Raw genomic sequence first — 14,992 nt, 5'->3', positions numbered from 1 at the left:
GTTGCCTCGTTTTTATATGAAAGTCTCGTCCCACCCTCCAGGGGGACAACAGCTTTCATGTTTCGTTGCACAGGCCGCGGGAGCCTGCACGGGTGTCAGCTCTGCTTCTGCTCCATAACCACCATCTCGCCCTCCCCTTTCACACTGCCGGGCGCCAGCGACATCCGCCTGCGGATATCTTCCGCCACCACCTGGCATTTGACGGTGAAAAGAAAAAACAGGGGCGCGACCACATCGGAGAGGGTTTCATAGTTGCCCATCCCCTTGCTGATGATGAGGTCAGCCCGATGAAAAAGCTCTCTGAACTCACTGCTGCAACGCGCAAGAGGGGTCCCCGGGCAGACAGCCCCACTGGTTATCACCGGGCAGAGACCATCCAGCCCGCAGGCCCTGACATCATCCATGGTGGCGTCGTTAATGATGGCCCCTTCCCGTACCACCAGCGTCACCCGGCAGTCCCGGCGCAAAAGCTCTTCCACCAGCAGGCCATCGAATACGATTTCCCCTGCATTATCTGCCAGATAAAGCACTTCGGGTTTTCTGTCAAGCGCCGCCACAAGAGCGGGCGTTGAATCCAGGAGAAAGGGGCTCACCAGGCAGGCGGCCATGGTGGCATCGACGTCGAAACTGTGCTGGGCCGCATAATCGATGATATTGCCGCCAATGGCAAAACGAACTGCGGCCAGGAGCGGATCCGGCGCCATGCGGATTTGCTCCCGGACAGTATCACGCATGGCCAGAGCGAGCTCGTTACCCTGGGCCTTAAGATCAGCAAAGGGATCCTCGACCCCGGTAAGCCTGGCGATCATCTGGTAGAGATCCACGGCATTTTCCGGCGGCGTCAGGCCGAAGTCGATCCGGGAAAGGAGGGCGCCGGCCTCGTTGACCACCCGCCGCTGGAGCAGCGAATCCCTGGTGGAAAGCCTGGCGGTTGTCAGGGCCTGGCGCATAAAACAGACAAGGCAATCCAGAGTGGTATCCATGATAGCAGCAGTATCGCGTGAAGTTTCAAGAATTTACCAGGGTAAGAACAGGATCTGCAGCCTAACGGTCCAGCAGATACTCGTGGCGGACATTGGCAAGGGCGGCAAAGATGTGTTCCCTGGACCCGGGGATCAGTTGATAGAGGGACTCCAGAACATCCCTGACGTCGCGGCGCCGGGTCTGTTCCGACAGGGGACAGGAGGAAGGAACCGGAGTGACCCCCACGGCCGCTCCGATTTTTCGTATCTCGGCCTTTTCAATCCCGGCCAGTGGCCGGATAAGAGTCAAACGGCCCTCGAAGAGCTCCTGCCTGGGCTTCATGGTACTGATATTGCCGGCACTGGTCAGGTTGATGAAAAAGGTTTCAATGAGATCATCCTGGTGATGGCCCAGAGCCAGCTTGTTACAACCCAGATCCCTGGCCGTATCAAAGAGTTGCCGTCTGCGGTTGCTGGAGCACTGAAAACAGATATCCTTGCGCTGGTTTTCCAGCAAGGTGGTGTCCTCCGGCAGGGGCGACTGCCAGGCTGAGGGGACCACATGACAGGGCAGGCCGATCTTCTCCAGTTCCCCGGCCACGTCCCGGGCAGCCTTTCCAGGCTGGCCATCGACACTTTCTGTATCGATATGCACCGGGTGGAGGGTAAAGTCAATGGGGGCTTTGGACCGCCAGTGCAGAAGCAGCCAGGAAAGCACCAGAGAATCGATGCCGCCGGAAACCGCGACCAGAACCCGGTCTCCATGGGCAAGCATGTCCCACTGGTGCATGGTCCGGCCAATACGCCGGTTGATGGCGCGGCTGAGGGGTCTTTTCATGGCCTGTCTCTGCCTGCTACCGGGCCGGAACCAGGTAGGAACAGCCGGAGAGCTTTTCCCGCAGCCCCTCGCGCAGCAGTTCCTCGGCCGTCACCCAGGTGAAGCCACGCTTTCTGGCCTTGCCGAAGGCAAAGATATTCTCTGCCACCGACTGCTGGACCTCGTCAAAGGTTCCCCGGCAGAGCACCGCCCCACTATCAACCCCGATCAACCGGTAACTGAAAGCCACCGATGCCGGCTGTTCCACCGCATACTCTCCACCGATCCGCTCCTGGTAACGCTCCAGGAAGACTTCAAGCACCGCATTACAGCCAAACCGCTTGCCTGCCTCACGGACCAGGGCCTGCTCCCCGGGAGTCAGCCCTTCACCCAGGCCGGCAAGCTGGTGCCCGGAGACAAACCGCACATCACCGCGTCCGGCGAGTTGCTCCCGCAGCAGCCGGTCAAGTACCGGAATCCCCCGGGCCATTTCTGCGGTGGCCGCCGGAGACATGTCGTCATCAGGGTTCAGCGGTTTCCGGACCGGCAGCACAGTGATACAGCGGACCGGGTAGTTGGAGATCAGAGTGTCCCCCCCTGTGGGTACGCTCTTCGGAGCCCCGCAGCCACCGAGCACCAGGACCAGAGCGGCCAGGACCACGGCCAGCGGTGAAAAACCAGATTTCATAGTTGTACTCCTGTCGGTTAATGGCCTTTTTTCAAGGCAGGTTCCATACATCTGATATGGAAAAGATAGGTCGCCCCCTGCCCGGAGGCAAGGACCGGCAGCCACCACGCCGGTCCCGGAGGTCAGCCATGGACTGAGGCCGGGACGTTACAGCGTTCCCTTGCTGGAAAGCTGCCCGCGCAGCGATGGATGGAGGCTCACAGCAAGCGACAGTGAGCGACCAAAGGCCTTGAAGACAGCCTCAAGAATATGATGGCTGTTCTCCCCGTGGAGCAGATCCGCATGGAGTGTCAGACCTCCATGCAGGGAAACGGCGCGAAAGAATTCCTTGGCAAGAGCCGTATCAAAGTGTCCCACTTTCTGATCCGGAACCGGGACCTCGTAGTGGAGACAGGGCCGGTTGGAGACATCAATGCAGACCCGGGCCAGGGTCTCGTCCATGGGCACGTAGGCGTGTCCGTACCGGCATATGCCGGAAAAATCACCCAGGGCCTGTTTCAGGGCCTGGCCCAGACAAATCCCCAGGTCTTCCACCGTATGATGATCGTCCACCACGGTATCTCCGTGGGCGGTAATTTCGAGATCGAACATGCCGTGAACCGCAAACAAAGTCAGCATGTGATCCATGAACCCCACCCCGGTGTCGATGGCGGTGGAACCGCTCCCATCAAGCACCAGGCTGAGCTGGATATCGGTTTCTCTGGTTTGCCGATGGATATCGGCCCTGCGGTCGACCTGCATGGTCATGGTCAGCACGCTCCTTTACAGAAAATTGCTTGTTTTTGTTGCCTGGATTCTTCTGATATACTATTCTCTCTCTCTGAGATTGGCAACAGTTCTTCCCTGGAAGAACAAAGCTGATTTCTCTTTCCCCTGATTATTTTTTTATTGACAAATTCCCAGGCACCCTGTTATAGTCTTGGGCTGTCACGGAAAACGACTGAGCGGGAATAACTCAGTGGTAGAGTGCAACCTTGCCAAGGTTGAAGTCGCGAGTTCGAATCTCGTTTCCCGCTCCACTGACACTTCAAGGTTCGGACACCGTTCGAACCTTTTTTTGTTATTTTCTTTTTGCAAAGCTGAGGCGCAGCAATGAAAACCTATTACACGCCTGTAGATGAAATCGAGCGCAAGTGGTATGTTGTGGATGCTGACGGCAAGGTGCTGGGGCGCGTAGCCTCGGAAATCGCCCGCCGTCTGCGTGGCAAGCACAAACCTACCTTCTGCAACTTTCAGGACAACGGCGATTTTATCGTGGTCATCAATGCGGACAAGGTGCACCTGACCGGCAACAAGTGGGATGACAAGAAGTACTACCGTCATACCGGCTACATGGGTGGCATCAAGGAACAGAGTGCCAAGGAAGTTCTGGCCAAGAAACCCGAGGAACTGATCCGCATGGCGGTCAAGGGCATGCTGCCGAAAAACAAACTTGGCCGCAAGCAGCTCAAGAAGCTCAAGGTGTACGCTGGCAGTGACCATCCTCATCAGGCACAGCAGCCGGAAACCCTGGACATCTGATTCTAACGGAGTACATATATCATGGCGCAGGACACATATTACGCAACCGGCAAACGTAAATCCGCTATTGCCCGGGTCTGGTTAACCCCCGGGAGCGGAAACATTGCTGTCAACCAGCAGTCGCTGGAAGAGTATTTCGGGCAGATCTACTTTGAGCCGAAAGTCAACAAGCCTTTCTCCATCACCGAGACGCTCGAAAAATATGACGTCAAGGCCACGGTCAGGGGAGGCGGCAAGTCCGCTCAGGTTGACGCCTTGGTCCACGGCATTTCCAAGGCCCTGCAGGAGATGAATCCCGAGATGCGGATTCCGCTGAAAAAAGCCGGCCTGCTGACCCGTGATCCCCGCGTCAAAGAGCGGAAGAAATACGGCCAGCGTGGTGCCCGCGCCCGCTTCCAGTTCTCCAAGCGTTAAACACAGCGGAGCCATTGTCAGGATATCGCAACCGATATCTTCACTTTGCGTGTTCAAGGGAATAACGATGCTTCGTTATTCCCTTTTTTTATTGTGATTACCACTGAAATTCAGCCACCGATACCTGAAGGTGTCGGCCTCACCCGTTTCACGGGTGTCTGTGGCCTGGATGGCCACAGTCAAGCCCCCAGGGACGGGTTTATGGCGTCCCGTGAAACGGGTGAGGTCGACACCGGTTTCAATGCTGAAGATTGATGGTAATCAGATTTTTTATTGTCAACCTCCACGGGAAAAACAGATCATGATACGAGTGGGAATAGTCGGGGCTTCCGGATACACCGGTGTCGAGTTGGCACGCATACTGTCCACCCATCCCGAGGTGGAGATCACCGTTGCCACCTCCAGACAGTATGCCGGTAAACCGTTGTCGGAAGTCTTTCCCAGCCTGCGAGATCGGGTCCAGGTGGTATGTGAAAACCTGCAACCCGACGAACTGAAGGACCGGGCGGACTTCTTTTTCACTGCGGTGCCGCATAAAACCGCCATGGATATTGTCCCTCCCCTGCTGGCGGCAGGAAAGAAAGTGGTTGATCTCAGCGCTGATTTCCGTATCCGCGACGTGGCGGTGTACGAGCAGTGGTACCAGGCCCATTCCAGCCCGGAGTTGGTCAGGCAGGCGGTCTACGGGCTGCCCGAACTGTACCGGGACCAGATCTGTAAAGCCGACCTGGTGGCCAACCCAGGCTGCTATCCGACCTCGGTGATCCTGGGCCTGGCACCGCTTGTGCGAAACCATCTCATCGACCCGGGTACCCTGATCATCGACTCCAAATCCGGCACCACCGGAGCCGGACGTTCCGCCTCGGTGGCCACCCTGTACTGTGAAGTGGCCGATGGATTCCGACCCTACAAGGTCGGAGGCAGCCACCGGCACATACCGGAAATGGAACAGGAGCTGAGCGCTCTGTCCGGCAACCAGGTGACCATCTCCTTCACCCCCCATCTCCTGCCGGTCAACCGGGGCATCCTCTCCACCATGTACGCCCGGCTGGAGAAGCCGATGACAACACAGGCGCTGCAGGAACTCTATGAAACCACCTATGGCGACGAGTACTTTGTCCGGGTCTGTCCGCAGCCGGCCCTGCCAGCCACCCAGCATGTCCGGGGCAGCAACTGCTGCGACCTGGCTGTGAGCCTGGACGAACGTACCGGCCGGGTCATAGTCATGGCTGCCATAGACAATATCGTCAAGGGCGCTTCCGGTCAGGCGGTCCAGAACATGAACCTGATGCTGGGCCTTGCCGAAAACACCGGCCTTGAGGGCGCACCCTTTTTTCCGTGAGCGGAGAAGAGCGAAACATCAGGCTCTGCCTTGCCTATGACGGCACCGGCTACTCTGGCTGGCAGCGACAGCCAGAGGCCCGCACCGTTCAGGCCACCGTGGAGGCCTGCCTGAAACGCATGACCTCAGAGGAGGTCACCCTCCACGGTGCCGGCCGGACCGATGCCGGAGTCCACGCTCTCGGCATGGTGGCCAACTTCCATACCCGCACCTCCATTCCGGTACACGGCCTGTGGCGGGGTCTCAACGCCATGCTGCCGGCCGACATCCAGATCCTGAAGGTCCAGGAAGCCGATCCCAGGTTCCACAGCCGCTACAGCGCCACCGGCAAGGCGTACAGGTATGACCTCTATACCGGACCTGTCCAACAGCCCACCAGGAGGCTGTATGAAACCCATGTCCCCTGTCGCTTTGCCCTGGATCAGGTCCTGCGCTGCCTGGCGCTGCTCAGGGGCACCCACGACTTCTCGAGCTTCGAGGCCAGGGGTTCCCGCAATCCGGCCTGTACAAACGGACGGGGAGCCGTGCGGACCCTGTTTCACTGCTCCTGCACCCCGGACCAGAGCCGGAAAGCTGGAGTTTTCGGTTTCTGGGCGATGGTTTTCTCCGCCACATGGTGCGTAATCTGGTCGGCACCCTGCTGCTGGTGGCCCGGGGCCAGATGACCACGGACGAGTTTTCAACAGTTCTCCAGGCAAGGAACCGCAGCCTGGCCGGTCCCACTGCCCCGGCCCGTGGACTTTTCCTGGAGCAGGTTTTCTACGGACCCCTGCCATGACACCCGATGTTTCCCGACCTGCCGGACCCTTCTGCAGCACCGCCCCCCTCATCCTGGCCTCGGGTTCCCCCAGACGTCAGGAGTTCCTCAAAAATCTCGGTCTTGATTTCCAGGTCCTGCCGGCAGTCATCGACGAAACTCCGGAGCCCGGAGAGAACAGTGTGCACTTCGCCCGGCGCATGGCCCTGGAAAAGGCCTGCCAGGTAGCCGGGATCCATCCGGACAGCTACATCATCAGTGCCGACACAGTGGTCACTGTCCGGGACCGAATCCTTGGTAAACCCGCCGATGGTGAAGAGGCCCTGGCCATGCTCACTGCCCTCCAGGACACGACCCATACGGTGATCACCGGCCTCTGCCTCCATCACCGGGAAAAAAAAATCACCGAACTGCAGACCTGCAGCACCGAGGTCACCTTTGCCCGCTTCCCGGAAACGGCACTGCGGGCCTACGTGGCCACCGGAGAACCTCTCGACAAGGCCGGAGGGTACGGCATCCAGGGTATCGGCGGTTTTCTGGTCAGACATATCCGCGGCTCCTGCTCCAATGTCATCGGGTTGCCGGTCAGCCAACTGGTCACGCTCCTGCTCCACCACCAGATTGTCGCTCCCTGCCCCTCCCGTGAGGATTCCCTGTGATTTCCTTGACATCTGGACCAGAGCTATGCTATCCAATACCTAGTAGACTTTCTTTCTCAGTGGCTACATAAACTTTCGTGCTCTCTACTGCCGCCTACGGTCCATGCCCTATATTCTCAATAAATATTACCCGGTCCGTAACATTATCTTCTTCCTTGGAGAAGGGCTGCTCATCTTTCTGACCATCAATGTAGTCTATCTTGCTTTCACCGGGTGGCAACTCTTCCTCGACCAGCTTTTTCTCGATGCCCTGCGGGCGCTGGTTGTTACCATTATCTTTCAACTTTCCCTCTACTTCTTTGACCTCTATGACCTGAGCTGGGTCACGACCCCTCTGGATACCTTTATCCGCATGGTCCAGGCCTTCGGGTCGGCTGCGTCATCCTGGCCGGAATCTACTACACTTATCCCCCCATGGTGATCTCCACAGCCGTGTTCTGGACCAGCTACTGGGTGATCTGCGGCATCCTGCTGGGCTGGCGGCTACTCTACTACATGATTCTCAAAAAAAGGCTTTTCTCCCGGCCGATCATCATGATCGGCACCGGCAAAATTGCCTCGGAGATCGCCAGGGAGATCGAAGGGCGGGCGGATTCAGGCTATAAAATCGCCTCGTTTATCGGCAACTCCCTGCCCCATTGCAACCCCAACCAGGTTTCTGTCCTGCCCCAGGCCAGCCATCTGCTGCCCCTGTGTTATGCCCACGAGGCCAAGCGGATCATCGTTGCCCTGGATGACCGACGGGGTACCATGCCCATCGAGCAACTGCTGGAATGCAAACTGCAGGGCATCGTCATAGAGGAAGGAATCACCTTCTATGAATCCATCACCGGCAAGATCCTGGTGGAAAATGTCAATCCGGCTTGGCTCATCTTCTCCGAAGGATTCCAGAAAAGCCGGATACGTTACCTGGTCAAACGGGTACTTGACATCGTTCTTTCAGTTGTCGGATTGACGGTTTCCCTGCCAGTTACCATCCCCATAGCCATCCTTATCAAACTTGAATCTCCTGGGCCGGTGTTCTACCTCCAGGAACGAGTGGGAGAAAAGGGTCGTGTTTTCAAGGTGATCAAGTTCCGTTCCATGCGTCAGGACGCGGAGAAGAACGGAGCGGTGTGGGCCCGGCAAAACGACAGCCGGGTGACAAGGGTGGGTGGCTTTATCCGCAAGGTGCGCATCGATGAAATCCCCCAGATGTGGAATGTTCTCAAGGGGGAGATGAGCTTTGTCGGCCCCCGGCCGGAACGGCCCATGTTTGTCGAACGCCTCACCGAGTCCATCCCCTATTACTCCCTGCGCCATTCGGTCAAGCCCGGTATCACCGGCTGGGCCCAGGTCTGCTATCCCTATGGCGCCTCGGAAGAAGATGCCCTGCGCAAGCTGGAGTATGATCTCTACTACATAAAGAATCTCTCCATCTTCATCGACCTGCTGGTCATCTTCAGAACCATCAAAACGGTGCTCTTTCAAAAAGGTTCCCGCTGATGGATACATCCTCGGCACAAGGCGGCGTGGCTCAGATTTCTCCTCTTATCCAGCTGCCCCTGCGGTTGTACTCTGCGGTGCGTACGGTGGGCATCTACCCGCCAGCCAATCCCCAGGTCCAGAAAAGCCTGGAAAGCCTCTGTACCTGTCTGGCCGAGCTTTTTCCAGACCATAAAAACGGGATAACCATCGGCGTCTCCGGTCAGAAGCTGCTGGTCAACGACCTGGTCCTGCCGGAAAAGGATCAACAGCGGCCCCAGATCCAAGGAATGGCCTCCCTGCTGTACCGGCTGCAGATCGATGCGATCACCTTCCGCCCGGGTATCACCCGTGGTGAATGCGAAACCCTGCTCAACCACTTGGCCCAGGGAATTTCCACGCAACAGCTCACCCCTTCTTCCGGCGCGTCCCTCCAGGAACTGCCCCTGGCCCACGTCATCATCAATGGCAAACGCTACGTTGCCCTGCAGGGTGATGAACGGGTGGTCGACAAGGACACGGCGACCGGCACCGGTTCTGGAGAGCAGGCTGGGTCGAAAAAAACTGGAGAATGGCTCGCCCGTCTGCTTGACGGCGAGCTGGACGTGCTGGCAAAGCCGGCCTGTGCCTCGGCGCTGCCGGCCCAGCTGGCGGTGCTGCTCAATCAGAACCAGGAGCAGAAGGCTGACAGGCTGCTTGGTCAGCTGGTAACAGGCCTCCATGACGCCAGCGGCCAGATCCGTAAACACGCGAGCCAGGCCCTGGCCGGGGCAGTCAAGTTCCTCACTCTCCACCAGGACTGGTCAAGAATTGAAAAACTGCTTCCCGCCCTGGCAGCATCTCTTGCCCTGGAAACAACGGATGGGGCCACGGCCCGGGCCCTGATCCTTCACCTGGGACCATTCATAGCCCATCTCATGGACAGCGGACGCTACGACGAGGCCTATGATGTCCTGCGGCAGCTTCGGGATACCATTGCAGATCTCACGGATGACAGGGAACAGCTCCAGGGGGCGCTGGAACGGGTTGTGGAGACCATTGCCACCCCATCCCGACTGGAGTGGCTGGTTGAGGAATACCTGCACCAGAAAGAGCAGCGCCGGAAGGCTGGCAGGCTTCTGAGTGTACTGGGCCGGCCTGCGGCCGGCTGGCTCATCAATGTCCTGGGTCAGAGCAAGGATCGCTCGGAGCGCCGGTTACTGCTCGCCCTGCTCCTGGAAATCGGCCCGGCGGCCCGGGATGAACTACTGGAACGACTGAACCGGGACGCCCCCTGGTATCTGCTGCGCAACATCATCAGGCTGCTTGGCGAAATCGGCGACGGACCATGCATGGACGCCATCCTTCCCTACTTTGCGCACAAGGACCTGCGGGTCAAGAAAGAGGTCCTGGTCGCGGCCGGAAAAATTGCCGGGCCGGGACTCAACGATTTCCTCCTCTACGCCCTGCAACATGGTCCCCGGCAGCTGCTCGGCACCGTGATCACTCTGATCGGCGAGACCGGAGACGACCGTTTCGTGACCCCGCTCTACGAGCTCCTGGAGCATAATCCCTTTACCAACCAGAGCCACCGGGGTGAATTGGAGAGGAAGATATGCCGGGCCATGGGCAGAATCGGATCGAAAAAGGCGATCCCGGCCCTGAAGGGAATCCTTGCCCGGAGAAAAACACCAGGATCAACCCCTGACAAGGTCTGTGAAACCGCGGAGATTGCCCTGGCCCGCATCCAGGCCAGGAACCGACCCGGGGATGAAACCAGCCGGGGTGCCGGATCTACCGGCAACAGCCTGGCTTCCGAAGACGGGATACAGCGCCGTGAACAGGAAATCTTTGCCCTGGCGGCCAGGGGAGAAACGGACAAGGCCAAAAAGAAACTGGTCGATCTCGTCCTTGCCTGTGCCCGCAATCAGGATTTTACCAATGCCGAACGTCTCAGAGACCGCATCTACGAAATCGATCCTCTGGCGCTGCGGGAAATAATCCGAACCGGGGAAATTATCGAACAGGAAAAAGCCGGCGCCATCAGCAGGGATCATCTGGAGGTATGGGCCGACCTGATGGATGAACTGACCACGGAAGAGTTCACCGCCATCTATCATGAACTTGAGGAACGAAGCTTCCAGCCCGAGGAGACCATTGTCTCTCAGGGGGATATCAACGACGAACTCTTCTTCATCAATCAGGGCAGCATCAGGGTTTCCTATCTCCGGAATGGCAGGGAGCTGTTTATCAAGACGCTTGGCAGCGGTGACCTGGCCGGAGAAAATTTTTTCAATGCCTCCCTCTGGACCGTTACCCTGACGGCTCTCTCGCCGGTCAGCCTCTCGGTGCTGCGGCGCAAGAGCTTTGCCCGCTGGCACGAAGAGTTCCCTGGCCTGGAATCCAAGCTGCAGGATTTCTACAACCGGTTCAATGACATTCAGTCGCTGCTGAAGAAAAAAAACCTGGACCGCCGTACCTACCGCCGCTTCGAGCTCTCGCGCAAGATACAGGTCCAGATGATCGACGCCCGGGGAAGAAAGCTGGGCCGGGCGTTCAGGGGCAGTCTCAGCGACATTTCCCGCGGCGGCCTTGCCTTCCTGGTCCGGATTTCAAAAAAAGAAAACGGCCGCCTGCTCCTTGGCCGGACAATGCGCCTCTCCATTCCGACCAGCGATTCTGCGGAGCTGATGCATCTCACCGGCACCGTCATCGGTGTCCAACCCTTCCATCTGCCGGAGAGTGACTACTCCATCCACATCAGATTTGACGAGGATCTTGACCAGGCGACTCTCCAACGGATCCTCGGCTGAGCCGCACCCGTCGCGTCGGCCTGGCCAGAAGACAAAAAAAGGGCACTTGCAGAAAAAGTGCCCCTGATATCTTCTGCCCGGTCCTGACAGGGACGGGTTACTTGATGGGAATCTGACGAACCCTGGGCCGGGCCTCTTTGCGTTTGGGCAGTTCAATGCGCAGGACTCCCTTCCGATACCGAGCCCTGGCCTTGCCCGGTTCCACAGGAACCGGCAGGGGTATGGCCCGCTCAAAAGAGCCATAGGCACATTCGACCAGATGGTACTGCCCCACGGTGGATTCACGCTCGATTTTCTTCTCTCCGCGGATCAACAGGATATCATCCACCACCTCGATATCGAAATCATCCCGTTTCATCCCGGGCGCTTCCACCCGGACAACCACCCGGTCCGAATCGTCAAAGACCTCGGCCGCCAGGACCCCCCAGCCGACACTCCGCCGGCTGGTTTCCACCAGGGCCATCCCATCACTGTCCCTGGCTGTCCTGCCCGGCAGGGAAAAACGGGTTATGGCACTGGATGCCCGCCGGGTAAGGGCCCGCCAGCCCTCGACCATACTGTCCCAAACCTGACCTAGTCCCTGACGAATCTGAGTCAACGTTGCCATGGGTTCCACCTCCTGTACCGATACTGTCCTGTCCTCTGTTTTTCCACCTCTCCGGACCGCGGTTGCTCTGCGTCACGGAGAAGCCCCATCTGGTTCAAAAATATGTCTCCAGGGCCGAAACGTCAAGCTGCTGCCCGGCTGGAAACCGGATCAAAGCAGCCGGCAGCACCTGTTCAGGAGGAAGAAACCTGTTTGTCCCTATGTTCCCGCTCCCGGATAAGCCAGAAGACGATTCCCAGCGACAATACGCAAAGAGCCAGGGCGGCAAGACTTCCGGCACCGAGTGACTTCACGTCCAGGATAATGAATTTTCGCGCCAGGGCCAGCAGGGCGATGAGCAGTACGGTTTTCACCTGGACCACATGATTTTTCCGTTCCAGGACCTTGATGATGGAATGTTTGAATTCCATGGCAATGAGCAAGGTCATGATCATCCCGAAGATATTCTTGAACACCTCGTGGTCCAGGGGGTCGAGCATCCCCGTAATCAGCAGGTCATAGACATCCACGGCCAGCCGGACAAAGGCGATCAGGACGATAACCGCTATCAGCCCGGTGAGCCCAAGAGAGATGATCTGTTCATATTTTTCATAGATTCCAACCAATCCAGACTCTTGCTCTTTGCTCTTCTCTTCCAACGCAACTCCTCCCTGTGTGACCGGCCGGTCACGGTTTGCCCGGGACAGGAGCAGCTGGCCCGGGTATTTTGGTATCCATTGAAACAGCAACAGGCCGGAAGACACCCTGCCTGTGCACTCTTAACGCCCCATGGACAACAGAAAAATCAATACCTGGTGGACAGGAGGATCCGATCATACTTTTCGAGTTTTCCAGGCTGGACAAAATAGGATTCTCCCCCTGGGAGAGAACCATTTCAACGATGTCATCCACCGCGTCCTCATGGAACCCGGCATTTTCCTCGGGTTTTTCCTCGCCGAGAACCAGGAAGACACCGTCCTTGACACTCCAGCCCTTTTCCCGGTAATCACGCTCGGTCAGCAGAACGCGCCCCTCCTTCATGGCCGCCACGGTCCAGACCTCCTGGATACCGGAAACATACCGCAACCGATCAATATCCTCCTGCATGTTGTCAAGCAGCTGATTTTCCCACTTCTCCTGGAATTCCTGGTAAATTTCCGCTACCCGCTCCTGGATTTCAGAGACCCGGGCGTCATCGAAACTGCCCTGGATCTCGCCGATGATCTTGTCCGACCTCCGGGTGGTCTCCTTGAAATAGCTAAGCAGCCGGGCGTCGCCGATGACGACCAACGGCCGGTTCATTGGGGTGAAAATCCTGATAAAATGGTCCACATCACGGACATATTTCTTCAGGGCATCGGTCTCAACTTTTTCGGGATCAATGGCGCCGGCTTTTTTCATTTTGATGATATCGTCCACCCCTCCGGGAATGGCACTGGTCCGGAGTTCCTGGACATCCGGCCCATAGGCGTTGAAAAAACGGGTTTTCTTCTTGCTGAGCAGGATCACATCATACTGGAAGCTGCGATTGACCGTCATCAGCAGGTCACGAATCTCAAAGGAGGTGTCCACCGTGGTCTTGCTGGTGACCTGAAAAGGGAAATAAAGGATTTCATATTCGTTTTCAGAAACAAAAATCCCGATCCCATACAGAAAACCGGTAAAGTCGACATCTTCCATTGCCTGCTGCATCTTTTCCTCCAGCAGTCGCACCACCCGCCTGGAGTAGCCCCGCTCACCGAGGGTCTCCACCACCTTTTTTATCTCATCCTTGAGCGCTATCCTCAGCGCCGTGTTTTCCGTGGTCCTCGCCTCGTTACCGATGATTATCGAAACTGCCGGATTTTCCTTCTTGTTCAGCAGGTCAACAAGTTTCTCCTGAATGGTTATCGCCTTGTTAGCAAAGTTCATGGCAGTCCCTCCTCTTCATAAAGTGAAACATGGTTTACAAAAACACACTGTTTCCTCAAATCAGCACCGATGCTGACAGCTTGCGGGCAGTGGTCAGCACGGGGTCCCATGCCCGGGCGATTGCCGACCCTCAAGTCCGAGTCCCATGAGCTCCTGTTCCACCGCTGTCCTGGTGTTTGCGCAGCCACTGCTGTTCCCTCTGCTGCACCTGGCTGATAATCAACTCGGCCTTGTCCCGATTGATACCAAGCTCCTGCCGATCCCGTTCGAGCTGGCCCATATCTTCACTGGAAAGATGGCCGTCGTCCTGGAGCAGCTGTTCCACCTCGGACTGAAACCGCTCCCGCCGCAGCCGCAGCTGCTCGGTGAAACCTGAGGCAATGATACCGGCGGGTAGGGAGACCAACCCGACCCCGACCACCGTGATGAGGGTGGCAAATATTTTTCCCTGCACGGTGACCGGGGTCACGTCTCCGTAGCCCACGGTGGTCAGCGTAACAATGGCCCACCACATGGCGTGGGGGATGGAGCCAAAGGCATCGGGCTGCACCTGATGTTCAAAGGTATAGATACCCACCGAAGCGAATATCAAAATAATAAACATTAACATAACTGAAACCAAGAGTGATTCTGCTTCATCGTGCAGAACATCGGCCAGCAGGTCAAAGGCGAGCGAATAGCGGGTCAGCTTTAACAACCGGGTGAGCTGCAGGAGCATGAGCACCGGCGTCTGCTGACTGCCGGCCAGCATGAGCAGGAACGGCAGAAAGGAAAACAGATCCACCAGCCCCATAAACGAGGTGAGGTAGCGAACCCGGCTGCTCCAGGACGAACGCAGGGGATACTGTTCGGGAGCCGTCCAGATCCTGAGCAGATATTCGACCAGGAACACCAGGCTGGCCACGACCTCCACTGCCCCCAGCAGACGACCGAAACGTATCTCCACCGCAGGTTCGGAGGTGAGGACCAGGGCAATGGAGCTCATGAAGATGACTACTACCATGAAGACGGTGGAGCCCCGCTGCAGAGAGCCGGGCGCCTGGTGGTTCAGCAGGTCATAGAGCTTTTTTCGCATGCTT

The 14,992-nt window shown here is 57.6% G+C and carries 17 protein-coding genes and 1 tRNA gene; 10 read left to right on the top strand and 8 right to left on the bottom strand.

The features are described 5' to 3' along the window. Window positions 1-95 precede the first annotated feature (95 nt). The 4 genes from GF1_RS02910 to hisB all read right to left on the bottom strand — a co-directional run bounded on the left by GF1_RS02910 (window position 96) and on the right by hisB (window position 3,214). The gene (locus tag GF1_RS02910) at window positions 96-983 is read right to left on the bottom strand and encodes a damage-control phosphatase ARMT1 family protein (RefSeq protein ID WP_267928125.1); all 888 of its coding nucleotides are present in this window, start codon (window positions 981-983) and stop codon (window positions 96-98) included. Between the two features lie 61 nt (window positions 984-1,044). Then, window positions 1,045-1,800 (bottom strand): tRNA lysidine(34) synthetase, encoded by a 756-nt coding sequence (locus tag GF1_RS02905; RefSeq protein WP_267928124.1) that lies wholly within the window; start codon window positions 1,798-1,800, stop codon window positions 1,045-1,047. Between the two features lie 16 nt (window positions 1,801-1,816). Beyond that, entirely contained in the window at window positions 1,817-2,467 is a 651-nt protein-coding gene (locus GF1_RS02900; protein ID WP_267928123.1) for a hypothetical protein, read from the bottom strand. A 147-nt stretch (window positions 2,468-2,614) separates the two neighbouring features. Further along, a complete protein-coding gene (gene hisB, locus GF1_RS02895; protein WP_326491581.1) occupies window positions 2,615-3,214 on the bottom strand; it encodes an imidazoleglycerol-phosphate dehydratase HisB in 600 nt (199 codons plus the stop codon). 197 nt (window positions 3,215-3,411) lie between these two features. On the opposite strand from hisB, the gene GF1_RS02890 reads away from it, so the two are divergent. The 10 genes from GF1_RS02890 (at window position 3,412) to GF1_RS02845 (ending at window position 11,416) form a co-directional block, all read left to right on the top strand. Beyond that, a tRNA-Gly gene (locus GF1_RS02890) sits at window positions 3,412-3,486 on the top strand. 73 nt (window positions 3,487-3,559) lie between these two features. Continuing rightward, window positions 3,560-3,988: a 50S ribosomal protein L13 gene (gene rplM, locus GF1_RS02885; protein ID WP_267928122.1), complete on the top strand. Its 429-nt coding sequence runs from the start codon at window positions 3,560-3,562 to the stop codon at window positions 3,986-3,988. A gap of 21 nt (window positions 3,989-4,009) precedes the next feature. Then, complete coding sequence (gene rpsI / locus GF1_RS02880) at window positions 4,010-4,402, top strand: 30S ribosomal protein S9 (RefSeq protein WP_267928121.1); 393 nt, start codon at window positions 4,010-4,012, stop codon at window positions 4,400-4,402. A 301-nt stretch (window positions 4,403-4,703) separates the two neighbouring features. Then, window positions 4,704-5,744 (top strand): N-acetyl-gamma-glutamyl-phosphate reductase, encoded by a 1,041-nt coding sequence (gene argC / locus GF1_RS02875; RefSeq protein ID WP_267928120.1) that lies wholly within the window; start codon window positions 4,704-4,706, stop codon window positions 5,742-5,744. After that, entirely contained in the window at window positions 5,741-6,409 is a 669-nt protein-coding gene (locus tag GF1_RS02870; protein WP_267928119.1) for a tRNA pseudouridine synthase A, read from the top strand. Before argC ends, GF1_RS02870 begins: the two co-directional genes overlap by 4 nt. Beyond that, window positions 6,358-6,522, top strand: a complete 165-nt coding sequence (locus GF1_RS02865) for a tRNA pseudouridine synthase A (RefSeq protein WP_267928118.1) — start codon at window positions 6,358-6,360, stop codon at window positions 6,520-6,522. Before GF1_RS02870 ends, GF1_RS02865 begins: the two co-directional genes overlap by 52 nt. Further along, entirely contained in the window at window positions 6,519-7,160 is a 642-nt protein-coding gene (locus tag GF1_RS02860) for a Maf family protein (protein ID WP_267928117.1), read from the top strand. Before GF1_RS02865 ends, GF1_RS02860 begins: the two co-directional genes overlap by 4 nt. Before the next feature lie 103 nt (window positions 7,161-7,263). Beyond that, window positions 7,264-7,581, top strand: coding sequence for a hypothetical protein (locus GF1_RS02855; protein WP_267928116.1), 318 nt, complete (start codon window positions 7,264-7,266; stop codon window positions 7,579-7,581). Continuing rightward, entirely contained in the window at window positions 7,575-8,645 is a 1,071-nt protein-coding gene (locus tag GF1_RS02850; RefSeq protein ID WP_267928115.1) for a TIGR03013 family XrtA/PEP-CTERM system glycosyltransferase, read from the top strand. The genes GF1_RS02855 and GF1_RS02850 overlap by 7 nt, the downstream gene beginning before the upstream one ends. Next, window positions 8,645-11,416 (top strand): cyclic nucleotide-binding domain-containing protein, encoded by a 2,772-nt coding sequence (locus GF1_RS02845; protein WP_267928114.1) that lies wholly within the window; start codon window positions 8,645-8,647, stop codon window positions 11,414-11,416. Before GF1_RS02850 ends, GF1_RS02845 begins: the two co-directional genes overlap by 1 nt. A gap of 97 nt (window positions 11,417-11,513) precedes the next feature. Here GF1_RS02845 and GF1_RS02840 read toward each other — a convergent pair whose 3' ends face one another. The 4 genes from GF1_RS02840 to GF1_RS02825 form a co-directional block, all read right to left on the bottom strand. Next, window positions 11,514-12,023, bottom strand: a complete 510-nt coding sequence (locus GF1_RS02840; protein WP_267928113.1) for an Hsp20/alpha crystallin family protein — start codon at window positions 12,021-12,023, stop codon at window positions 11,514-11,516. A 173-nt stretch (window positions 12,024-12,196) separates the two neighbouring features. Further along, window positions 12,197-12,628 (bottom strand): phosphate-starvation-inducible PsiE family protein, encoded by a 432-nt coding sequence (locus GF1_RS02835; RefSeq protein WP_267928112.1) that lies wholly within the window; start codon window positions 12,626-12,628, stop codon window positions 12,197-12,199. 61 nt (window positions 12,629-12,689) lie between these two features. After that, window positions 12,690-13,913, bottom strand: coding sequence for a baeRF3 domain-containing protein (locus GF1_RS02830; protein ID WP_267928111.1), 1,224 nt, complete (start codon window positions 13,911-13,913; stop codon window positions 12,690-12,692). 130 nt (window positions 13,914-14,043) lie between these two features. Then, on the bottom strand, window positions 14,044-14,988 hold the full coding sequence (locus tag GF1_RS02825; RefSeq protein WP_267928110.1) for an ion transporter: 945 nt from the start codon (window positions 14,986-14,988) through the stop codon (window positions 14,044-14,046). Between the last annotated feature and the right edge of the window lie 4 nt (window positions 14,989-14,992).

The sequence above is a fragment of the Desulfolithobacter dissulfuricans genome (genome assembly GCF_025998535.1).
Lineage (GTDB): Bacteria > Desulfobacterota > Desulfobulbia > Desulfobulbales > Desulfobulbaceae > Desulfolithobacter > Desulfolithobacter dissulfuricans.
Note: the sequence above shows the minus strand (reverse complement) of the source record. Positions and strands in the feature narration are given on the sequence as shown.